The 22,338-nt window shown below is 64.6% G+C and carries 20 protein-coding genes; 10 read left to right on the forward strand and 10 right to left on the reverse strand.

Annotated elements, in window-relative coordinates; all coding sequences use genetic code 11:
• From asnB to GPT34_RS12585, 4 genes are all read right to left on the reverse strand, one after another.
• On the reverse strand, nucleotides 1–1,691 hold a 1,691-nt coding region (gene asnB, locus GPT34_RS12570; RefSeq protein WP_291012920.1), incomplete at its 3' end, for an asparagine synthase (glutamine-hydrolyzing).
• A gap of 85 nt (nucleotides 1,692–1,776) precedes the next feature.
• Nucleotides 1,777–2,319: a sugar transferase gene (locus GPT34_RS12575; protein ID WP_291012922.1), complete on the reverse strand. Its 543-nt coding sequence runs from the start codon at nucleotides 2,317–2,319 to the stop codon at nucleotides 1,777–1,779.
• Nucleotides 2,320–2,327: 8 nt separating this feature from the next.
• Nucleotides 2,328–3,146, reverse strand: coding sequence for an aldolase/citrate lyase family protein (locus tag GPT34_RS12580; protein ID WP_291012924.1), 819 nt, complete (start codon nucleotides 3,144–3,146; stop codon nucleotides 2,328–2,330).
• A gap of 12 nt (nucleotides 3,147–3,158) precedes the next feature.
• Nucleotides 3,159–4,673: a lipid II flippase MurJ gene (locus tag GPT34_RS12585; protein ID WP_291012926.1), complete on the reverse strand. Its 1,515-nt coding sequence runs from the start codon at nucleotides 4,671–4,673 to the stop codon at nucleotides 3,159–3,161.
• 152 nt (nucleotides 4,674–4,825) lie between these two features.
• Between GPT34_RS12585 and lysS the strand changes: the two genes are divergently transcribed.
• Nucleotides 4,826–6,388, forward strand: a complete 1,563-nt coding sequence (gene lysS, locus GPT34_RS12590; RefSeq protein WP_291012928.1) for a lysine--tRNA ligase — start codon at nucleotides 4,826–4,828, stop codon at nucleotides 6,386–6,388.
• A gap of 13 nt (nucleotides 6,389–6,401) precedes the next feature.
• Here lysS and GPT34_RS12595 read toward each other — a convergent pair whose 3' ends face one another.
• On the reverse strand, nucleotides 6,402–7,850 hold the full coding sequence (locus GPT34_RS12595; RefSeq protein WP_291012930.1) for a ferredoxin reductase family protein: 1,449 nt from the start codon (nucleotides 7,848–7,850) through the stop codon (nucleotides 6,402–6,404).
• A 165-nt stretch (nucleotides 7,851–8,015) separates the two neighbouring features.
• Complete coding sequence (rpoH, locus tag GPT34_RS12600) at nucleotides 8,016–8,975, reverse strand: RNA polymerase sigma factor RpoH (RefSeq protein WP_291012932.1); 960 nt, start codon at nucleotides 8,973–8,975, stop codon at nucleotides 8,016–8,018.
• A gap of 670 nt (nucleotides 8,976–9,645) precedes the next feature.
• On the opposite strand from rpoH, the gene GPT34_RS12605 reads away from it, so the two are divergent.
• The 9 genes from GPT34_RS12605 (at nucleotide 9,646) to GPT34_RS12645 (ending at nucleotide 15,452) form a co-directional block, all read left to right on the forward strand.
• A complete protein-coding gene (locus tag GPT34_RS12605) occupies nucleotides 9,646–10,995 on the forward strand; it encodes an AAA family ATPase (protein ID WP_291012934.1) in 1,350 nt (449 codons plus the stop codon).
• 21 nt (nucleotides 10,996–11,016) lie between these two features.
• On the forward strand, nucleotides 11,017–11,502 hold the full coding sequence (locus tag GPT34_RS12610; protein WP_291012937.1) for an HAD domain-containing protein: 486 nt from the start codon (nucleotides 11,017–11,019) through the stop codon (nucleotides 11,500–11,502).
• Nucleotides 11,499–11,921, forward strand: a complete 423-nt coding sequence (locus tag GPT34_RS12615; protein WP_291012939.1) for a hypothetical protein — start codon at nucleotides 11,499–11,501, stop codon at nucleotides 11,919–11,921. Before GPT34_RS12610 ends, GPT34_RS12615 begins: the two co-directional genes overlap by 4 nt.
• A complete protein-coding gene (locus GPT34_RS12620; RefSeq protein WP_291012941.1) occupies nucleotides 11,918–12,730 on the forward strand; it encodes a metallophosphoesterase in 813 nt (270 codons plus the stop codon). Before GPT34_RS12615 ends, GPT34_RS12620 begins: the two co-directional genes overlap by 4 nt.
• The gene (locus tag GPT34_RS12625) at nucleotides 12,727–13,530 is read left to right on the forward strand and encodes a metallophosphoesterase (protein WP_291012943.1); all 804 of its coding nucleotides are present in this window, start codon (nucleotides 12,727–12,729) and stop codon (nucleotides 13,528–13,530) included. The genes GPT34_RS12620 and GPT34_RS12625 overlap by 4 nt, the downstream gene beginning before the upstream one ends.
• Nucleotides 13,531–13,540: 10 nt before the next feature.
• The gene (locus GPT34_RS12630) at nucleotides 13,541–13,750 is read left to right on the forward strand and encodes a BPSL0761 family protein (RefSeq protein ID WP_291012945.1); all 210 of its coding nucleotides are present in this window, start codon (nucleotides 13,541–13,543) and stop codon (nucleotides 13,748–13,750) included.
• A 131-nt stretch (nucleotides 13,751–13,881) separates the two neighbouring features.
• Nucleotides 13,882–14,298: a hypothetical protein gene (locus GPT34_RS12635; RefSeq protein ID WP_291012947.1), complete on the forward strand. Its 417-nt coding sequence runs from the start codon at nucleotides 13,882–13,884 to the stop codon at nucleotides 14,296–14,298.
• A gap of 87 nt (nucleotides 14,299–14,385) precedes the next feature.
• Nucleotides 14,386–14,757 (forward strand): antitoxin Xre-like helix-turn-helix domain-containing protein, encoded by a 372-nt coding sequence (locus tag GPT34_RS12640; RefSeq protein WP_291012950.1) that lies wholly within the window; start codon nucleotides 14,386–14,388, stop codon nucleotides 14,755–14,757.
• Nucleotides 14,754–15,452, forward strand: a complete 699-nt coding sequence (locus tag GPT34_RS12645; RefSeq protein WP_291012952.1) for an RES family NAD+ phosphorylase — start codon at nucleotides 14,754–14,756, stop codon at nucleotides 15,450–15,452. Before GPT34_RS12640 ends, GPT34_RS12645 begins: the two co-directional genes overlap by 4 nt.
• Before the next feature lie 84 nt (nucleotides 15,453–15,536).
• On the opposite strand, the gene GPT34_RS12650 is transcribed toward GPT34_RS12645, so the two are convergent.
• From GPT34_RS12650 to GPT34_RS12665, 4 genes are all read right to left on the reverse strand, one after another.
• Entirely contained in the window at nucleotides 15,537–16,070 is a 534-nt protein-coding gene (locus tag GPT34_RS12650; protein ID WP_291012954.1) for a thermonuclease family protein, read from the reverse strand.
• Between the two features lie 48 nt (nucleotides 16,071–16,118).
• The gene (gene atzF / locus GPT34_RS12655; RefSeq protein WP_291012956.1) at nucleotides 16,119–17,951 is read right to left on the reverse strand and encodes an allophanate hydrolase; all 1,833 of its coding nucleotides are present in this window, start codon (nucleotides 17,949–17,951) and stop codon (nucleotides 16,119–16,121) included.
• A 22-nt stretch (nucleotides 17,952–17,973) separates the two neighbouring features.
• Nucleotides 17,974–21,597, reverse strand: a complete 3,624-nt coding sequence (uca, locus tag GPT34_RS12660) for an urea carboxylase (RefSeq protein WP_291012958.1) — start codon at nucleotides 21,595–21,597, stop codon at nucleotides 17,974–17,976.
• Between the two features lie 93 nt (nucleotides 21,598–21,690).
• Nucleotides 21,691–22,335: an urea amidolyase associated protein UAAP2 gene (locus GPT34_RS12665; RefSeq protein WP_291013082.1), complete on the reverse strand. Its 645-nt coding sequence runs from the start codon at nucleotides 22,333–22,335 to the stop codon at nucleotides 21,691–21,693.
• Nucleotides 22,336–22,338 lie beyond the last annotated feature (3 nt).

A 22,338-nucleotide genomic window follows, 5' to 3' on the forward strand; every position in this document is an offset into this window, starting at 1 on the left:
TGAATACCTGCTGGCTCAAACACCTGTGCCATCACCTCGCTGCCCGCCCGCGTCTCGCGCAGCCAGCCGTGCAGTTCACCTTTGAACCAGTCACCCACGGGCACGGTGAACATCTGCTTTTTGCGATGCGCCAAGTCTTCACCGATCAGCGGAGCCGCAGCACGCTTGAACCAGTGCTTTTTGTCGCCCTGGGCGGACAGCTTGGTGATGCCGCGCGAGCGGAAGGCGAACTCCATCAGGCGCCAGTCGAGAAACGGCGTGCGCGCCTCGATGCTCACCGCCATGCCCATGCGGTCGGGCTTGACCAAGTTGTTGCCGCTGAGCAGGAGTTGCATGTCGAGATACAGCGCCTGGTTGATGCGGTCGAAGTGCTGCGACTCGGCGAACCAGGGCTGGGCCGCAGCCAAAAAGCTGTCGATGCCGTTCAAGCGAGTGCGAACTTCTGGGCGGTACAGCGCTACCTTCGCTTGTGGGGAAAACAGGGAGATGCTGTCGAAATAGCCGCGCTCGAAGCTGGCCTTCGGCAGCGTCGCCGATTCGGGCCGATTGAAGAACTGGGCGTATTTGTCGTAGCCGGCAAACAGCTCGTCGCCGCCGTCGCCGGTGAGCACCACCTTGACGTGCTTCGCGGCTAGTTCACTCACCTTCAGCGTGGGCAGGAAGGACGCGTCGCCGTGCGGCTGGTCGAGCTGGTGAAGCACCTGCGGCCAGCGCGACAGCATGTTGAGTTCAGCCAATTCGCTGGTGTGTTGACATCCGAATCGGTCCGCTGCTGCCTGGGCGAAAGCCGACTCGTCGTAGTGCGGGTCGGCGAAGCCGATACAAAAGGTCTTGACCGGATCCTTCACATGCCGCGCCATCAAGCCGACGATGGTGCTGGAGTCGACGCCACCCGACAGAAAGGCGCCGAACGGTACGTCTGCGCGCAGGCGGATGCGGGTGGCGTCGTCGAGCAAGGCCATGAATTCTTCCGACCAGCGCTCGAACGTGTGGTCTTGCTCGTGCTGGTTTGCCAGACTCCACCAGCGCTCGGTTCGCACGTGCTGGCCGCGCGTGAACTTCTGCCATGTGCCCGGCATGACATGGCGCACACCCTCGTAGGCGGTCCAAGGCGCCGGGATGTAGTTGAAGCTCAGGTAGTGGTGGATGGCTTCCAGGTCCATGGCCGGGCGCTGGCCACCCAGCGCAGGCCAGAGCGCCTTGGGCTCCGAGCCAAACAGCAGGCGCGTGCCGTCGTCCAGCGTGAAGAGCGGCTTGACGCCGATGCGGTCGCGCGCCAGGTAGAGTGCGTCTTCCCGCGCGTCGTGAATGGCGATGGCGAACATGCCGTTGAGTCGCTTCAGGCAAGCGATGCCTTCGCGCTCATACAGCCGCAGAATGACCTCGGTGTCGGAGTGCGTGTCCAGCCGAACGCCCTGGGCTCGCAGTTCGGCAGCGAGCTCCACATAGTTGAAGATCTCGCCGTTCTGCACCAGCGCAATCTGCCCATCGTCGCTTACAAAAGGCTGGTGACCATGACCAAGGTCGATGATGGACAGGCGCCGGTTTCCGATCGCCACACCTTGCGCTGGCTGGTGGTGAATGCCTTCGTCGTCCGGCCCCCGGTGCACCAGTGCCTTTGCCATGCCGCGCAAGGCATCGCCGTCCAGCGCCCGCTGCCTGCGATCCCAGTAGCCGAAAATGCCGCACATGGTCAGATCGCCCGCCGGGCCGTCCCAAGGGCGATCGCATCCCCTTGGGGAGCAGCGATTAAGCGAGGTGAATAGCGTGGGGGCATCAATTGGCTCCCCGACCTGTGAGACGTTTCACCGTCCACCAGCAGATCTTAAGATCGAGCCAGATCGAGTGCTCGCGGGTGTAGCTCAGGTCGGCAGCCAGCCGTTGTGCTTCGCTGGACTCCGAGCGGTACAGTGCCTGTGCCAGGCCGGTGATGCCGGGACGCACGCTGCAGCGTTGCGCCCAGTCGGCGTCGGTGTAAAGACTGCGCTGAGCCGGCACATCGGGACGAGGGCCAACCAGGCTCATGTCACCTGTGATCACGTTGATCAGCTGCGGCAGCTCATCAATGCTGGTGCGGCGCAGGAAGCGGCCCACGTGCGTGATGCGCGGATCGTTGGCTGAAGTGAAATAGGGGCCGAGGCTGGCCGCATTCTTCACCATGCTGCGGAACTTGAACATGCCGAATTCGCGGCCTTGCCAGCCCACGCGGGTCTGGCGAAACAGCACCGGCATGCCCGATTCGACAACAATCGCCACCGCTGCGACCAGCATCACTGGCGCCAGCACCAGCAGCGCGATCAGTGCAAGCAGCACATCCATCAAACGCTTCATGCCACGGCCGCAGGGGGCGAGGCCGCCTGCATCGCGATGCGGCCAATGACCTCCGCGATGCGTTGGCGGTCGGCTTGCACGTGAGCCGGCTCCCGCAGGGCCAGCTGCTGCTCGGCTTCGCGCAACGCGGCCACCTGGTCCTCAAAGCTGCCTGCAGCGGCGCTGCCGTGAAACGTGCGCGAGAGAATCACCGACTGCGAGCCAAGCCGCAGATGCTCGGCCAGCACATCGCGCCCGGGCAACAGGCCTTCGTCCAGCCGGGCAATGCCGCCAAAGCCCAGGCGAAGCCCTTGCGCCCGAACCAGGCGCGCGGCGCTGTCGAGCAGACCCAGGGCCAGTGGCTCGAACATGAAGTGAAGACCCAGCGACAGGTGCAGGTCGTTCAGCCCCACGAACACCTCATGCAGACCGTGTGCACCTATCCACATCGGCAGTGTCTCGAACGCGCCCGCGGTCTCCAGCAAGGCCACCACCGGCGCGCGCCCATCGACGAGGTCGCAGAAACTGCGAATTTCATGCGCCTCGCTGAACATCGGCAGCATCAAAAGGTCTGTGCCTTCGCCCAGCACCGCGTCCACCTCGGCTGCGGTGCCTTCGTGCAAGGGGTTGACGCGCACCATCAAGGGCGCTTGCTGCAGCACCGCCTTGACGCGGCCCACATCAGACAGGGTGTGCGTGCTGATGAAGGTGTTGCGCCCTGCCTGGCGTTCGGCCTTGCCATGCTGCTCCAGATCCACAAACAGCCGCATGCCCGGCAGCGCATCGCAGCGCCGGGCCATCTCGGGATCGTTGGTGATCTGGATCAGGTCAATCATGTTAGCGGGGAATTATCGACGCAGTGCTTGACGTAGCCCGGGGGAAACCCCCCAGGCCACGAGCAATACCGACAGCGCCAGCCCCAAGGCCAGCCCCAGACCGGGCAGGCGTTGCGGCGCGGGCAGGCTGCTGGCGAGCGTGGCCAAGATCACCGCCGCCAGCAGCGCCGGCAACAGATCGCGAAAGACCAGCACACCGCGCAGGAAGTCACGCTCTCGCACCAGGAGTGCCACAGCCGCCGCACTGAGCGCCGCGTTCAGGGTCCACATCACGCCCGCGCCATCGAGCTGGCCCGCTGCGTAGGACAGACCACCCAACAGCAGCAACAGGCCCAGCGCACCGAGGTAGGCTCCCACCGCGCCGCGCAGCCGCCCTGTACTTGCCATGAGGGTCAGCAGCACCGCCAGCAGCGCTTGCGGCAACAGCGACCAAGCGCCGATGCGGCCCCAGGCAGCCACTTGCGCCACGGCCTCGGGTGTCATGCGGCCCCAGCCAAACAGCAGCTGCGACAGCGCCGGTGCCATGCCGGCAATGGCTGCTGCAGCGGCGCAGGCCAGCACCCAGGCCAGGACCAAGGCGTCACGTAAGGCTTTCACCTGTTGCTCGCGACGGGCAGGGCCGACAGCAGCGTCACCCGCTGCGAAGGCCGCCGCTATGCCGGGAAAGGCCAGCGCGGCCACGAGCTGAATGGCCAGCACCAGGGGCAGTTCAACCAGCTTCCACGCGTAGTTGAAGGTGGTCAGCGCGCCTTCGCCGGAGGTGGACGCCAGGCTGCGGCCGAGCAAGGGCAGCAGCAGCGGCAAGCCCGCACTGGCCAAGGCCCAGAGCCAGACCGAGGCGGCGGGGAACCCCACGGCCCCGACGCGAGGGGGGACGCTGTCGCGCGCTGGTCGCGCTGGCGGTTCATTCACCCTGCGCTGGCGCCAGCGCAGCCAAACCAGTCGAAAACCCATGCCCAGCAACAACCCGCCGCCCACCAGTCCGATGGGCGCTGACACGGAACCACTCAGGGCCACCAGCAGCAAGGCGCCCACGATGCAGGCGTTGACCACCAGGTTGGCGCCATACATGCCCAAAAAGTCGCGTCCGTGTTGCAGGCGGGTGGTCCAGAGGGCGGCCACCAGGGCCAGCGGCATGGCGGCCGCGCTCCAGACCAGCGCGCCGTGGGCGGTGGCGCGGCCGATGTCGGTCAGGCCGGGGGCCAGCACCGCCGTCACCAGCTCGGGCGCCAGCACCAGCACCGCGCCCGACACCACGCCCGCCACCAGCAGCCAGCGCAACAGCCGAACCTGGGTCACGGCCTGCTCAGGCGCTTGCTGGCGCGCCCACAGGGGCAGCAGCACATAGCTCAGTGCACCCGCTGCCAGGATGCCTGTCAACAAGTCGGGCAGGGTGAGCATGAGCACGGCCACGTCGGCCAGGCCCGTGGCGCCCAGGGCAGCGGCCTGCACCGACTCGCGCAGCAGCCCCAGCAGGCGGCTGGCCAGCAACAACGCGAGAGACACCAGACCGGCGCGCAAGAACATGGCCCGGATTATCCGGGGCGGCGTGTGCGGCCGAGCGGGCCGGGGTCGGCCCACTAAAATCAGGGGTTTGGTGCCGAGTCCGCTCGTGTGCCTCGCGCCAGCCGGTTTTGCTGGCGCGTTCCCGCCGCTCTGGCGCCCACCGGTTCGTTTCCATGTCCCAAGCCCCCAATCCCAGCGCTACCCCGATCGAGGCCCCCGCGCACGACGAAAACCAGCTCATTGCCGAGCGCCGCGACAAGCTCAATGCCTTGCGTGAGATTCAGCGACAGGGCGGCGCTGTGGCGTTTCCGAACGATTTCAAACCCGCCGACAAAGCCGCCGAGCTGTTCGCATCGCATGGACAGACCAGCAAGGAAGCGCTGGAAGCGGCGCCCGTGCGCGCCAGTGTGGCCGGTCGCATGATGCTCAAGCGGGTGATGGGCAAAGCCAGTTTCGCCACCTTGCAGGACGCGTCTTTGGGCGAGAGCGGTGGCCGCATCCAGATTTACCTGAATAACGAGAGCGTGGGCGAGGCGGTGCACGCTTCCTTCAAGCACTGGGACCTGGGCGACATCGTGGCCGCCGAGGGCGTGGTGTTCCGAACCGGCAAGGGCGAACTGACCATCCACGCGGACAGCATTCGCCTGCTCACCAAGAGCCTGCGCCCGCTGCCCGACAAATTTCACGGTCTGCACGACCAAGAGGTGAAGTACCGCCAGCGTTATGTGGATCTGATGACGGACGAGGCCACGCGTCGGCGGTTTGTCGTGCGCAGCCAGGCGCTGTCGTGCATGCGCGAGTTCATGGTCAGCCACGGCTTCCTGGAGGTGGAAACGCCCATGCTGCACCCCATTCCCGGGGGCGCCAACGCGCGGCCGTTCAAGACCCACCACAACGCGCTTGACCAGGAGATGTTTCTGCGCATCGCGCCCGAACTGTATCTGAAGCGCCTGCTGGTCGGCGGCTTCGACCGCGTGTTCGAGATCAACCGCAACTTCCGCAACGAAGGCATCAGCGTCCGTCACAACCCCGAGTTCACCATGATGGAGTTCTACGCGGCGTACTGGAACTACCAGGACCTGATGGACTTCAACGAGCAGCTGATCCGCCATGTGGTGCGCCAGGTGCACGGTGACACGCCGCTGACCTACAACGGCCAGCCGGTTGATGTGATGTCGCCTTTCGAGCGCCTGACCATTCGTCAGGCCATCCTGAAATACACCGACGCGGGTGAGCAGGTCGACTCGGCCGAGTGGCTGATTCCGCAGCTCAAGAAACTCGGTCTGAGCGAAGCCAAGCACCAGCTGAGCCAGCGCAGCCTGGCCAGCCTGCAGGTGTTGTACTTCGAGGAGCGGGTGGAAGAGAAGCTGTGGAACCCCACCTTCATCATGGACCACCCAACCGAAATTTCGCCGCTGGCCCGCGCCAACGACCAGCACCCCGAGATCACCGAGCGATTTGAACTCTACATCACGGGTCGCGAATTTGGCAACGCTTTTTCCGAGCTCAACGACGCCGAAGACCAGGCCGCGCGTTTCCATGCCCAGGTGGCCAGCAAAGACGACGGTGACGACGAAGCCATGCACTTCGACGCCGACTTCATCCGAGCGCTCGAATACGGCATGCCGCCAGCAGGTGGCTGCGGTATCGGTATCGACCGCCTCATGATGCTGCTCACCGACAGCCCCAGCATCCGCGACGTGATCCTGTTCCCCGCCCTGCGCCGCGAGGCCTGAGCCCGGCGCCTCTTCAGCGCCAGGCCAGCGCCAGCACCAGGCCCAGCAGGCTTGCTGCTGACAGCCCCCACCAGACGTGGCGCATGCGCTTGGCCAAGGGGGACTGGCCGGAAAAGTCGTATTTGAAGTGCTCGGAGAAGACGCGCACTGGTGGCACGCCACGCGCCACCAGCGCGGTCTCTATCGCGTCCATCATGGGCTCGGGCCCGCAGACCAAGTGGCATGCGGTATCGGCCACCGGTGCCACGGCTGGGTGAGCCAGTGCCTGCGCCAGGCCGTTCGCATCGAGTCGCCCGGTAAGGCCTTCCCATGCGGCATCCGATTGCTCGACCATGGGCAGCAACTGGAAGTCGGGCAGGGCACTGGCGCCTGAGAGTGCCACCACGTCCACCATCTGGTCGCGATGCTTGTCGGCGTAAATCAGGCGCAGCGGTCGGCGTTCTTGCCGCGCTACCGCATCGGTCAGCAGACTCACAAAGGGCACCACGCCGATGCCGCCCGCGTGCATCACCACGGCCGTGGCGTCGGCGGGTATTTCAAAGCGGCCATGCGGCCCGTCCAGGTAGGCGGACTCGCCCACTGCGTGTTGGGTGAGCCCACGCGTCATGTCGCCCGCCTCCTTGATCAGGAACTGCACCCGTCCCCCGGCGACAGGCGCGTTGCTGATGGAAAACGGGTTGTCGCGGTGCGGCCAGCGGTGGCCCAGCTTGAGCCAGGCGAACTGGCCCGCGCGAAAGTGCGCGCCTTCTGGCGAGCGTGGTGCGATCTCCAGCAGCCAGATGCGGTCGGCGCAGCGCTCGAGTTTTTCGATGCGGTACGGGTGTGCCCCTTGCCACAGCGGCCTCACCAGGTAGACCCGCACCCACGACAGCAGCGCCAGCCCGGCCAGCGCCCACCAGACGGCAGCCACCGCGCCGAGCTGCGCGTAGCGGCCCGACACCAGCGTGTGGTGCAGACCCAAGCCCAGCACCGCCAGCGCCAGCGCGCTGTGCATCAGCCGCCAGCGCTCGTAGGGCGTGTCGCTGCGCTGCCGCCAGATCGCGCTGGCCACCAGCACCAGCAAACAACCCAGGGCGAGCACGCCGGTGATCAGGCCCCATGAGCTGCCGTCAATGCGCAGCACCTCCGCGGTGGAGGCGCTCACCGGTCCGCGTGGCGCATGCCACAGGCTGTAGAAGAACGGATGCAGCAACAGCAGCAGCACGGCGGTTCTCGCAAACAGCTGGTGCGTCTGCATCAGCAAGTCGCTGCCCAACCACCCCGACAAGGGCTTGAACCGCCCCAGCAGGAAGAACGACAGCAAGACCAAGGCAAACCCGATCATGCCCAGCCCGGAGGCCCATTCGTCCAGCCAGGGCCTGCGTTCCAGCCCCGACGCGCGCGCTGCCCACTCGCCGACCAGCATCGGCAACAGCATCAACAAAAGGTAGAGGGCTGCCCAGAAGGCTTTTTGGCGGGTCATGGATAGGCCTTCGGACTATGTGTGACCGGCTCGGGATGAACCAGCTTGCGAATTCATGGTGCAGATCTGGGCTGAGCGCGTCAAGCCGATCTGGCGCCGGCTTGATCTGGCGCAAAAAAGCCCGGGCAGACCGAAGTCTGACCGGGCGGGCTGGGTGGCGCGGTGTCAGGCGAATTCAATCAGAGCCTTGCGCATCTTCTTCATCGCCGCCACCTCGATCTGGCGCACCCGCTCGGCGCTCACGCCGTATTCGGCCGCCAGCTCGTGCAGCGTCATGCCGCCCGACCCGTCGTCGTTCACCTTGAGCCAGCGCTCGGTGACGATGCGGCGCGAGCGGTCGTCCAGCTCGTTCATGGCGCGCGCCACACCCTCGGTCGCCAGCGCGTCGCGTTCGGCGCTCTCCAGCACCGCAGTGGGCTCGTGGTTCACGTCGGCCAAATAGGCGATCGGGCCGTAGCTCTCTTCGCCGTCGTTGCCAGGCGACGGGTCCAGCACCACGTCACCGCCCGACAGCCGGGTTTCCATTTCACGCACCTCTTCCGGCTTGACGCGCAGCTCCTGCGCCATCACGTCAACCTCGCCGTCAGACAGCACCTCGCGGTGGGTGTCGCCGTCCAGCGCTTCGGCGCGGAAATTTTGCTTTCGCGAGCGCAGGTTGAAAAACAGCTTGCGCTGGGCCTTGGTGGTGGCCACTTTCACCATGCGCCAGTTTTTCAACACATATTCATGAATCTCGGCCTTGATCCAGTGCATGGCGTAGCTCACCAAGCGCACACCCTGATCGGGGTCGAACCGCTTCACCGCCTTCATCAGGCCCACATTGCCTTCCTGAATCAGGTCCCCGTGGGGCAGGCCGTAGCCCAGGTACTGGCGGGCGATCGACACCACCAGCCGCAGGTGAGACATCACCAACTGGCCCGCTGCGTCGATGTCGTTGTCATCGCGCAGGCGGCGCGCGGCGCTCTGCTCTTCTTCCAGCGTCAGCAGCGGCATGCGGTTGACGGCGGAAATGTAGGCGTCGAGGTTGCCGAGCGCTGGCAAGGTCAGCGAGCGACTCGCCCACGGACTAGCCACCGCTAGGGTAGTGGACGGTGCGGCGTTGAAAGCAAGAGTTGCAGCAGACATGGTGTGTTCCCTCCTAAGGGTAATCTTCTAGAAATGTTAGCACTCTATAGGAGGGAGTGCTAATCCCATTGGTTCCCGGAATGCCGCGGATGGGAGCCTGTTTGTCGCTTCTCAGTGAGTTTTGAACTTGAACGCGCCCTCGGGCAACCGTAAGTTGTTGTTATTAATAAAGAAAATGCCGCCGCATACAGTCTTGACCTTCTGGGCCGTATACAAAAGCGTAGACTTTGTGCCTGTTTGAGGTTCTTGGCGCCAAAGATCGCTTCGGCGTCGCGGGTCTTTTTAAGACGCAGCGTATGTCGAAAATCACCTGTTTGTCTCGCATCGACTGCACGACCAAACCGCCGGAACCAACCCAGATCGGGCGATCTGAGACCTGCTGCGCAGCTCGGTGCAGCGAAACCATGCGAACTTGATTAGTTTTGCGACTGCATCTGGGCGCTGCCACTTGCCTACTATCGGTTTGTCCCGCATTATTTCAAGTATGTCGCAGCACTTCTCCCTGATGAACGCCAAGTCCACCGTGCGCATAAGCACCAGGTGGGGTGGGCATCTGCGACCGCGTCAATAGTCGTTTTGCGTTCAGCCCACCTTGTCACTCACCCAGTGAATCAACAAGGAGCCAGGGCAGAACACACAGCACCGGCCGGGCTCCGTTCAGGAGCCCGACATGAACAAGTACCGACCCAGCCTCAGGCCAGAGCCAGATGCGCAGTTTCCCGACTTCGCAGAGCGATCGATCGACTACATCGAGGGCGATACGCCGAGCCGGGTAAAGCTCCTGCTGCCCGCGACGGCAGAAGTCGACGACCTCTTGCAACAGCGCGCCAGGGCTGCCCGCGAAGACGAGGCAAGGGCGGTCGAAGAGCGCGCCCAGCGGCTGGACGCCCAGGCCGCCGCCAGGAGCCCGAACAAGGCGCCGGAGGAGCCTGTCTATCTCACCCGGAAGGACAATGAGCGCCTCGCAGCTATCGACGCTCGCGCTCAGATGCAGCTCGACTATGAGCTGGTGCGCGACATGGTTAAAGCCGACGAAGGGTCAGACCGGCACCAGGTCCAGGTCTACGCCTGGGACGCTCCGCTCAAGCTCATCGAAGACCGCAAGACGACGCCCGACCACGAACTGAGGCAGCGGGACAAGGAACTGTTTGGGCAACTGCAGAAGCTCGGTGCTTTCCGGCGGGTGTGCACCTGGGAACGTATGTACACCGTGCTCGATGGGCTGCGCTACTTGCGCGCCTCGCAGCCGCACTTCGCCCGGGTGATCGATCTCATCGAGGCGAGGGTGCGCCTGGCGCAAGAGGTCGATGAGCCCATGTGCATTCCGCCGATTCTGCTTGCAGGCCCCCCTGGCGTAGGGAAGACCCACTTCACGCTGGAGCTCGCCCGACTGATGGAGCGTCCTGTGCGCCGGCACAGCTTCGATGCAGCGCACACGGCCTCTGCGCTCATGGGTTCAGACCGAAACTGGGCAAACACACGCTACGGACTGATCTTTGATGCGGTGTGCCTGGGCGAGCGGGCCGACCCCGTCATCCTGCTCGACGAGCTGGACAAGGTGGCCGAGCACACCTACGGCGGTAGTCCGCTGGCACCGCTGCATAGCCTGCTCGAACCGGTGACTTCAGCGAACGTGACGGACATCTCAGCCGGCCTGCAGTTCGATGCCAGCCACGTGCTCTTCGTCGCCACGGCCAACGACCTGCGCCTCGTTCCACCGCCCATCCAGTCGCGGTTTCAGGTGTTTCACATCGAGCAGCCCACGGCGGAGCAGTCCATTGACCTGGCCCAGTCGGTCGCGGGATCGGTGCACCTTCGATACAGCGGCTTTGCGGAGCCACCCCGGCGCCTGGTCACGCTGCTGGCCCATCTCACGCCGCGCCAGCAGATCCAGGCGCTGGACCATGCCTACGCGACAGCGCTGGTCAACGGGCGCAGGCACCTGATGCGCCAGGACCTGCCAGCCGAGGTGCTGCAGGACGATGGCAGCGAGCCGGCTGATGGACGCGTTCTGCATTGACTGGAACCAGAGGATTCTGCGATGAGCATCGACAAGACGCTGCAGCAAGGCCGCCGCCTTGCACCCATTGTTTTCCTCGACTTTGACGGCGTGACCCATCCCGAGCTCTGCACCACGGACCAGCTGTTCACCTGCCTGCCGCTGATTGAGGACGTATTGCGCCTCCACGAGCACGCAGAGATCGTGATCAGCAGCTCCTGGCGCGAGCACCACCCCTTGAGCGAGCTGCGCGAGTTCTTTGCTGAGGACATCGCACCGCGGGTCGTGGGCTGCACCCCGGTGGCGCCAGAAGAGTGCGCCAGGCCCGGACCTGCCGGCGTTCGCTACATCGAGTGCCTGACCTGGCTCACGTTCCACCGCCCGGATCACCCGTGGATAGCGATCGATGACGTGCCCTGGCTGTTCAAGCCTGGGTGCCCGAATCTGCTGCTGACCCACCACCGCACCGGCTTCACGCCGGCCAACGCAGCCCACCTTCAATCCGTACTGAGGAGACTTTCAACATGAACAACCCCAAAGAACTCAAAGCTCGCTTCCCGTACCAGTTCGAAGGCGAGGCCATCAGCATGAGCTACTCGCGCGGCTGGTTCCACCTCTTCTCGCGTCTGTGCGCCGACATCGACGAGACGCTGGGTAAAGACAAACGCGGCTTTCAGTGGGTCCAGGTCAAGGAGAAGTTTGGCGCGGCGCGCGTGTACTTCCGCCTGGCAGAAGGCGTGCGGGACCAGGAGCCGGACCTGGCGCAGCGGCTAACGGAGAAGAAGTTCGCTGCCGAGGCGGCCAGTGCGACCACGTGCGCAGCCTGCGGCCGTCCTGGCTGGATTGACCAGCGCTCAGGCTGGATGCTGGCGCTGTGCGAGAAGCATCACCAGGCGCGTCTGGACGACACGCTGGGCTCGATCTGGTTCGAGGAGGATGAGCTGTGAACAGACCGGCAAACTACGGCAAGGCCGCTCCGCTGCGGGACATGGCTGCCTTTGATCAGGAGAACGCATCTGCCATGCGCAAGCTCTGGTTCCTAGGGGATGTCCACGGTGAGTTCCGACACATCGGTGTGGCGCTGAGGCAAGCCGAGCAGGCTGGCAACCTGCCCAGCTGGTTGATCTCTCTTGGGGATGTGGAGCTTGACACGATCTTACGGGAGATCCTGGCGCCCTTGCGACTGGAGTTTCCAGGCGTGAAGGTTGCCTTTATCCACGGCAACCACGACGCCGACACGCACGAGAACTGGGCGTGCCTGCACGACTGCGCTGACGCGGTGGCACTTCATGGCCAGGTGGTGGAGCTGGTTGGCATTCGGGTGGCCGGCCTAGGCGGCAACTTCATGGGACGTGTCTGGGCCCCGCCTTCAGGACCAACTTTTGCGAGCAAGGCGCAGGCTATGAAGCGCGGGCCTTACGCCTGGCGTGATGGGCAGCAGCCCAGCCCGAAGCTGCACGGCGCGATCTACCGAGACGATGTGGCCGCGCTGGCCAAGCAGCGTGCGGATATCCTGGTCACGCACGAGGCGCCGTCTTGTCATCCCTACGGCTGGGAGACCCTGGACCAGCTGGCCCGCGACATGCGGGTCGTGAGGACCTTCCATGGTCACACGCACGATGATTTGAGCGAGCAGTACGCCATGCAGCGCGATCAGCTTGGATTCGACGCGCGTGCGGTGAACTTCTGCTGCATCAAGAACGGGCTGGGGGAGTTCATCTCTGGACCTCCGCCGGAGAAAGCGAGCTGGTCATGAGGATGCTTGTTCTATCCGACCTGCACCTAGAGTTTGCCAGGTTCTCGCCAGTCTGGAACGACCAGCGCATCGACGACGGCGTGGATGTGGTGCTGCTGGCGGGCGACATCGCTGAGGGCACGCAGGGCATCCGCTGGGCGCGGGAGACGTTCGTCACCAAGGAGATCGTCTACGTGCTCGGCAACCACGAGTTCTACAGCGGGCACATCCAGTTCCTGACGAAACACGCCCGCGATGTGGCCAATCGCATGGGTGTGCACCTCTTGGAGCATGATGCCATTGGGCTAGGTGGCGTGCGGTTTCTTGGCACGACGCTCTGGACAGACTTCAACTTCTTCGGAGCGCAGCATCGCCAGGGCGCCGTGGGCGCGGCCGAGATGTACTTGAACGACTACCAGTGCATCAAGACATTTGTAGCGAGTCCCGGTGATGCGATGAACCGCCAGGCACGGCTGCTGCGTGCGGAGGACACGGCTGGGATGCACAAAGAGAGCTCAGCCTGGCTTGCGGGTGAACTTTCCCGCGGCGACCCAGCAAAAACCGTGGTGGTTACGCACCACGCACCTCACCGGCTATCGGTGCATCCTCGGTATGAGCGCGACATGGTGAGCGCAGCCTACGTTTCGGATCTGTCGCATTTGATGGGTCAAGCTGCGATTTGGGTGCACGGCCACATGCACGATTCCGCGGACTATCGAGTCAATGGCACCCGCGTAGTTTGCAACCCGAGGGGGTACGGCCGGCGGGACGGGAGTAATGAAAACGAACGGTTTAAGCCTGGCCTTCTGATCGAGATCTAGGGGAAGCACTATGACGATGCCAGATGAAAGAGCGCGGGCGCTGCGCTTTGCGGGGGAGGTGTTGCGGGAGATGCTCGTCCGAGAGGATGTTCCTGATGACCTGAAGCAACAGGCCAGGGCAACCCTGAGGCACTACCCCACAGAGCAGCAGCTCAAGTGGATGATCGACGACGTGTCGCGAGCAGAAGGGGCCAGCCAGTTATGGCTGGCTGCGGAGTGACCATCAATCTGGGCCGCTTGCGTAAAAAACGGGCATCTTCCTAGAGCCCAACGTTGGCCAGCCCTAGCGGCCGATCGCCGGAAGATATCCACAGCCTAGACCACAGAATCAGTGGGTATCCATCGCGCTCAATGTGCCAGTTCAACCGGTTGAACGGCCTGCTTCTGCAACAGGCACGTATCCTTTTCGCCAGCGGGCAGCCCGGGGGAATCCTGGCCAAGAGCTTGTGGCAGTGGTTCGTCGAGCTGACCGGGTCAACCTTGAACCCGCCGCGAGCCGATGAGGCCGCTCCCCAGATCTGGACAATCTCAAGAGCACCAAAGAGGTTCGCCTGCACGATCAATGCCGGCATTCGGACAACAGTTTCGCTGCAGCTCCTCGGGCGGGACGGCCGTCCGCTCTTGCCAGACCTCTGCGACTCCAAGCTCTCGGGCTGCTCCAGCCATAGCATGTTCTTCGTCGGCATGGAGTGCGTGGACCAGGCGTGGGTCGCCCAGGAATGGACATGCGAGTGGGTGGGCGATGAGGATGTGGCGGGATTTGAATAGAGAGAATGCGCGCCCGAATATGCATATTTTTGGTTTTGTTGCCATAATATTTCTGGGGAAACCAAGTTTCCCTTCAGGAGAAAGCAAATGGAACAAGCCGTTGCCAAGCTCGATGCAAGCATGGTGCTGGCCAAGGCCACTACCCGCGCAAGCAAGATGCTGGGTCTCTCAGGCGCAGCCCTGGCTCGCACTATCGGATTGAGCGAGCCAACGATCTCTCGCCTTTTGCACGGCGACAAGATGCTCGATCCAAACAGCAAGGAAGGCGAACTGGCGCTTTTGCTCGTGCGCGTGTTTCGCTCGCTGGACGCCCTCGTAGGTACCGATGATCAGAAGCGTCTGCTTTGGATGACCACGCACAACAAAGCCTTGGGTGGAGTGCCTCAGCAACTCGTGCAGAGTGCGGCCGGGTTGGTGGCAACCCTCAACTACCTCGATGGCATGCGCGCGCCAGCATGAGCTGGGAAGTTACCTGGTTTGAGGGCTCGATCCAAAACCGCAACTTGGTGGCTTGGCGCGGTGTGGAGGCTCAGCATGTGATCTCGACGATGCGCCTGGTTGACACACCAGATGAGCAGGAGCTGATCGAACGCCTCCTCGAAGGCAGCAAGCCAGCCATGCCAACGACCCAACACCCCAAGCACTATCTGCTCGCGACGCCCTTCAGGTACATTCCTGCACACGCCAGCCGCTTCAGACCCGCCCATGCAAAAGGGCAATGGTACGGAGCGCAGAAAATTGGCACGTCCTGTGCCGAGGTAGCGTACTGGCGCCACCGGTTCATTCTGGACAGCGCGGGCCTGACCAACGAAACATTGCTGACCGAGCACACCTTCTTCCAGGGCGCCATCGCAGGGCGCTCTATCGACCTGATGGCAACGCCATGGAGCGCTTCGCGCGAAATTTGGACTAGCGGCGCTGACTACGCCGCCACTCATGCTGTTGCTGCCGAAGCTCAACGCCAAGGCGTCCATTGGCTGACGTACGAGTCGGTGCGCGCAGCTGGCCAGCAATGCGCTGTCGTATTTGATCCCAACAGCCTGTCAGAGCCGCCCGCTGGCCTGGAGGCCACCAAACAGACCTGGCACTGCAAGGCGACCCGTACAAGCGTCATGTTCACGCGAGGATCGCAACGCCTGAGCTGGGATTTCTGATTCAGCCCAGAGCAACGCACCGATCTGTAAAGAGACCCGCGAGGTCCATGCAATAGGCGATCATGATGGCGCTGCCCTAGCAATCTACCGCTCCCCCCTTCTCCAGTTCCAAGGCGCCACCGGCGCCGGCTCCCGCCACAAGCCCGCCCGAACAGCGCGCGCATCCTCCTCCGCACTCGCGTACAGAAGTCGGTCCGCCGAGGACTGCTCCGCCTGGTAACTTTTGTAGTGCCAGGCCAGGCCTGCAGTGACCATCGCCAGGTTGGCATCGCGCCCGTCGATCAGCACCTTGCCAATCTGACGCCCGTACCGGTCGATCTTCTCGGTTTCGACGTGGACAGTCTTGCCAAACACCAGATGTGAAAGCTGCTCTTTGGCCCGCTGGCCAAACGGCTGCTTTCTCTCGGGGGCATCGATGCCCGCCAGGCGGATCTTGTGCTGAACCTTTGAACCATCGAGGACGGTGATCGTGTCGCCATCGGCCAGGGCAACCACCTTACCGACCAGGACCTCTGCCCAGGCCGGCGACAGGACCAGCGCAAGAAGCAGCGCGCCGAATGATCGATAAATCATCTCTGCTGAAACTCCCAAACAGAAGCCCGGCGCGGGGCCGGGCAAGTTGAACTCGGTGTTCAGATTTCAACGCGACTCGGCAGTGGTCGTCAATCAGGCGGTCGAACTGGCGTGCGTCAGCCAGGCCCGCCAGTTGCCTAGGTGGGTGATATCGGTTCCGTCCTCGGCACCGACGGCCTCGCAGACAAATCCGCTGACCCAAGTTCCGTCCGCCAGTTTGACCTTGCCGATGCCCAGCGGTGTGGGAATGCCGTCGACGAAGCTGCCGAAATGTTCAGTTGGCATTTCCCAGACCTCCATGTCGATCGCTCCTCCGCCCTCGGCCACCCGAACCATGCCAGGTCGCTGCACGGGCCCACCGGCAAGCGCGTAGAACTTGTATTCCGGCGCGGACGACACCGCTCCCAGGAGACGCGCGCCCCGCTGCGTCAGTTGCCAGTTCAGTGGCAGGCCCGACAGGTGCGCGCCGCATACCGCGACTTTCACCGTGCCGGCGGTGTTCGACCCCTTGGGAGGCTCCCCGATGGCGGGCGTGGTGGTCAGCGATGTGGAGGTGGCGCCCAGCCTCAACGGCTGTGACCGGTGGAAGCGGTCGGCCAGACGCAGCAACGGTACGTCTTTGAAAGCCGGCGCGGCGAGTGTCACCCCCCATGGCAGACCCTTCGCATCTCCGTCAGCCTGAAAACCCGCTGGCACCGCAACGGCCGCGTAGTCCAGCAAATTCATGAAGTTGGTGTAATAGCCCAAGTTGGAGTTGAGGCGGATCGGATCGATCTGCATGTCGGCGATGCGGTAAATGGTGCCGGCGGTGGGCGTGAGCAGGCAGTCGATCTCCTTCCACACGGCGTCGCACACGCGCCTGAGTGCCTTGAGGCGGTAGCTCGCGGCGAAAGCATCGGCTGCGGTCTTGTCACGCCCGCCTTCGATGATGGTACGAACCGGAGGGAAGACGGCATCGGGCTGCGCGTCGATGAAGTCCTTGATCGCGACGTAACGCTCGGCCACCCAGGGCCCTTCGTAGAGCAGGCGAGCGGCTTCGAGGAAGGGCGTGAGGTCGACTTCCACCGGTGCGCCGCCCACTGCCTTCAGGCGATCGACCGACTGCGAGAAGAGCGCGGCTGCGGCCTCGTTGCCGAAAAAGGCGAGGTCTTGCGGGCGCGGCACACCAAAGCGGAACGGGCCGACCGAGAAATCCACACCGAAAGGTTCGGCCGCGCGGCTGAAAGCATCGGCCTCGTCCGGCACCGCGGCCACGGCCAGGACGGCCTGCGCGTCCGCTGCGGTGAACGCAAACACCGACACCGTGTCCACCGACCGGCAGGCCGGCACCACGCCGGTGGCCGAGAGCAGGCCGATGGTGGGCTTGAGACCGATCAGGTTGTTAAAGCTCGCAGGCACGCGGCCTGAGCCGGCGGTATCGGTGCCGAGTGAGAACGACACCCAGCCCCGGGCGGCCGAGACCGCCGAGCCCGAACTGGAGCCGCCAGAAATAAAGTCGGGGTTGATCGCATTGCGACAGGCACCGTAGGGCGAGCGCGTGCCGTTCAGGCCGGTCGCGAACTGGTCGAGGTTGGTCTTGCCCAGCGGTACCGCGCCAGCCGCGATGAGTTGTTGCACAAGAAACGCGCTCTCGCTGGGGGTGTAGGCAAATTCGGGGCAGCCGGCGGTGGTGGGGATGTGGGCCAGATCGATGTTGTCCTTGAGCGCGAACGGCACCCCGTACAGCGGCCGGCTGGCTGGATCGACACCATCTAGGAGGGCCAGGTACGGCTCGATTTCGGCTTCGGTGAGGCGGTGGATGAAGGCGTTGTTCGTGTCGCTGGCGCAGCGGCGTATGGCCTCGGCGATGACGGCGCGCACCGGGGTTCCCGTGGCGTAGGCGGTGCGCAGGCTGGCGAGGTCGAAGGAGAGGTCGTTCAGGTTCATGGCAGATCAGGGAGAGTTGGATTTAATCGGTGACCAGGACCAGCACGTCCTGGCCGGCGGCCACGGGCGCGCCTTCGCGGCACATGAGGCGGTGCACTGTGGCGTCCTGCGGAGCGAGCACGCTGAACTCCATCTTCATGGACTCGACGACCAGCAACACGTCGCCGGCCGCCACACGCTGCCCTTCGCTGACTAGCACCTTCCACACGCTGCCGGGCACGCTGCTGGCCAGTGATCGACCACCGGGTGGCAGATCCAGCTCGACCGTGGCATCGGCTGCAGCGACATCAGCGTCACCCGCGTAACTCAGCTGGCCGCTGGCAGCCCAGCGCTCGCGCTCGGCGTCGAAAGCGGCCTGCTGCTGTGCCTTGAAGGCGCCGATGCTGGTGGCGTTGTCGGCTAGGAAGCGGCGGTAGTCGCGCAGGCTAAAAGTGGTCTCTTCGATCTGCAGCGAATAACCGCCGTGCGGGAAGGCGGCGCGGATGCGCAGCAGGTCGTCCTGGTCCACCGGCACGAAGCGGATCCGGTCGAAGAAGCGCAGCAGCCAGGGCTGCTCGAACACCGACCCCGCCTCACCGTGCCGCCAGCGGTTCCACATCTGCAGGGTGCGGCCGACGAACTGGTAGCCGCCGGGGCCTTCCATGCCATAGACGCAGAGGTAGGCCCCGCCGATGCCCACCGCGTTCTCGGGCGTCCAGGTACGTGCCGGGTTGTACTTGGTGGTGACGAGGCGGTGCCGCGGATCGATCGGCGTAGCCACTGGTGCGCCCAGGTAAACGTCACCCAGGCCGAGCACGAGATAGCTCGCATCGAACACCACCTTGAACACGTCGTCGATGCTGTCAAGGCCGTTGATGCGGCGGATGAACTCGATGTTGCTTGGGCACCAGGGTGCGTCGGGTCGAACCGACTGCATGTACTTCTCGATCGCGAGTCTGGTCTGCGGGTCGTCCCACGACAGGGGCAGGTACACGGTGCGGCTGGGCACGACCATGTCGTCCACGGCGGGCAGAGCGGCCTCCTCTTCGACCAGCCGCCGGAGCAGCGATTCGCGCGAGATCTGCACCGGGTCGTAGTGCAGTTGCAGCGAGCGGATGCCCGGTGTCATGTCGATGATGCCGGGTAGCGACCCGGCGTCGATGCGCGCCTGCAGGGCTTGCATGAGCACGTGCACCCGCAGGCGCAGCTCGATGTCCAGCACCAGGGGACCGAACTCGACCAGCAGATAGCGGTCACCGGCCTGGCGCACCACCATGGCGGGCACGGATACGTCCACACGCGCCGGGTCGTCGAGGATCACCGGCGTGGGGTGCGCGCTCGCATCGTCGGCCGGCGCGGCGGGCAGGGCCTGCCTCAGAGTCGCCAGCGCCGCCTCGATGGTGGTGCTGCGGTCCAGCGCTTCATCGAGCGAGAGGCGGTGGAAGCGGACCGTGTCGCCAGGCCTCAGCTGGCCGAGTTTCCACAGTTCGGCGTCCACCACCACGGCCGGACAGACGAAGCCGCCCAGGCTGGGGCCGTCGGGGCCGAGGATGACCGGCATGTCGCCGGTGAAGTCGATGGCACCGATGGCGTAGGCGTTGTCGTGGATGTTCGACGGGTGCAGGCCGGCCTCGCCGCCGTCGGGCCGCGCCCACTGCGGCTTGGGGCCGATCAGGCGTACACCGGTGCGGCTGGAGTTGTAGTGCACCTCCCAGCCGGTGGCGAAGAAGGTGGCGATGTCGTCGGGCGTGAAGAAGTCGGGCGCGCCGTGCGGGCCGTAGAGCACGCCTACGTCCCAGTGCCGACCGAAGTCCGGAACGGCCGTCTTCGTCACCGTCACGCCCGCGGTGCCGGTGCCGGGCGCTGCCAGGTGCAGCACGTCGCCAGTGCGCAGGTGGCGCCCGGCGTGGCCGCCGAACTGACCCAGTGTGAAGGTGCTGCGGCTGCCCAAGTAGAGCGGCACCTCGAAGCCGCCGCCGACGGCCAGACACAGGCGCGCACCGGTCTCGGCGCGGCCGATGGCCAGTACGGCCCCGGCGCTCACCCGGTGACTCTGCCAAAGCGCGAGCGGCTCGCCGTCCAGCGTGAGCGGCGCGGGGGCCCCGGTGACCGCGATCACCGCGTCGGCGTTGAAACGCAGCGTGGGGCCCGAGAGCGTGATCTCCAGCGCCGCCGCGTTGGAGGCGTTACCCACCAAGCGGTTGGCCATGCGGTGGGCGTAGGCGTCCATCGGCCCAGACGGCGGCACACCCACGTCCCAGTGACCCAGTCGTCCGGGCCAGTCCTGCACGCTGGTCTGCACGCCGGGCTCGATCACATCAACTGTCGCGGGTAAATAGTGAAAGCCGTTGAGGAAGCGGGTGACCTGCCGGCCCTCGCGGAACACCGGATCGCGCACCACTTGGCGCAGGTAATCGAGATTGGTCTCGATGCCGGCCAGGCGCGTGGCGGCCAGCGCCGCGTCGAGTTTTGCCAGCGCCTGCGCCCTGTCGGGTGCTGTGACGATCAGCTTAGCCAGCATGGGGTCGTACCAGGCCGGCACATCGGTACCGCGCTCGACCCAACTATCCACGCGTGCATCGGTAGGGAAGACCACCTCGGTCAGCAGGCCGGCGCTGGGCTGGAAGTTCTTAGCGGGGTCCTCGGCGTAGAGCCGCACCTGAATCGACGCGCCCTGTGCGACAGCTGCGATCGAGGCCAGCGGCGGCAATTCGCCAGCGGCCAAGCGCACCATCCACCCGACCAGATCGACACCGGTGACCTGCTCAGTCACGCCGTGTTCGACCTGCAGGCGTGTGTTGACTTCGAGGAAATAGAACTGGCCGGTGGCCGCGTCGTACACGAATTCCACCGTGCCGGCCGAGCGGTAGTTGACTGCCTGCGCCAGGCGCACTGCGGTGGCGTGGAGCTCGACGCGCTGCGTGTCTGTAAGGCCGGGCGCTGGCGTTTCCTCGATCACCTTCTGGTTGCGCCGTTGCACCGAGCAATCGCGCTCGCCCAGCGCCAGCACCGTGCCCGTACCGTCGCCAAAGACTTGCACCTCGATGTGACGGGCCTGCTCGACGTACTTCTCCAGAAACAGACCGGCGTCCTTGAAATTGGCTGAGGCCAGGCGCTGCACCGAGCCGAAGGCGTCGCTGAGCTCGTCTTCGCTCCAGACCAGCCGCATGCCAATGCCGCCACCGCCCGCCGTGCTCTTGAGCATGACCGGGTAGCCAATGCGCAGCGCCTCGGCGCGCGCCTGTTGCGCGTCGGCCAGCAGGCCCGAGCCAGGCAGCAGCGGCACGCCGCGCTGCTCGGCCAGGTCACGCGCCGTGTGCTTGAGGCCAAAAGCGCGCATCTGGTCTGCGGTGGGACCAATGAAGGCAATGTTTGCAGCCTCGCAGGCGTCGGCAAAGGCCGGGTTTTCTGACAGAAAGCCGTAGCCCGGATGAATGGCCTGGACGCCGCATTGCTTGGCAATTTCCAGAATGCGCTCGGCGCGCAGGTAGCTTTGCGCCGCAGGCGCCGGGCCGATCAGGTAGGCTTCGTCGGCCTCGCGCACATGGCGCGCTTGGGCATCGGCCTCGGAGTACACCGCCACGCTCTTCACGCCAAGGCTTTTGAGCGTGCGGATGATGCGGCAGGCGATGGCGCCGCGATTGGCTATCAGGACCTTGCTGAACATGAATGGTCAACCTTGGAAATCAAAGTCGGCAGGCCGTCCTGCCGGGATGTCTCATGGCCAAAGGTCGTCCAGAGGCGCTTTCTCGTTCGGGGGCTACATCGGATCCCAGATCAGCAATTGCGTGGGAGTCGGGTTGTACGCGTTACACGGATTGTTGAGCTGTGGGCAGTTGCTGATCAGGACCCAGAGGTTCATCTCGGCGCGCATCTCCACGTACTTGCCGGGCCCGGACACGCCGTCATCGAACTTCAGATCGCCGCCTGCGGTCACAGGCACATTCATGAAAAAGTTGATGTTGGGGACCAGGTCGCGCTTGGTCAGGCCAATATCGGCGTGTTGCAGAGCGATGAGGTAGTTGTCACGGCAGCTGTGCATGTACTTTTTCTGCAATGCGTAGCGCACCGTGTTGCTTTCGGCCGCGCAATGCCCCCCCAGGGTGTCGTGTCGGCCGCAGGTGTCGGCCACGATGGTGAGCATGGCTCTCGCGTCGTTGCTGCGCAGCACCGATCCGGTTGTGAGGTAGATCCCACCTTGGCGCTGGATGGTGTCGGTGGCGCTGTAGTGTTCGGCCGGATCATCGCGGTTGTAGAAGATCACGTCGGCAGCCTGGTTACCCTCCAGGTCGACGATGCGCAGCGTCTGGCCCTTGTCGAGCTGGAAGAGGATGGGCTCGCCCGCGGCGTGGCGCTGGTCGCTCACGGCCCTGGCCGGATCGAGTTGGCTTTCCTGGATGCGGATGGC

The sequence above is a fragment of the Hydrogenophaga sp. genome, from assembly GCF_011390835.1.
Taxonomy (GTDB): Bacteria; Pseudomonadota; Gammaproteobacteria; order Burkholderiales; family Burkholderiaceae_C; genus Hydrogenophaga.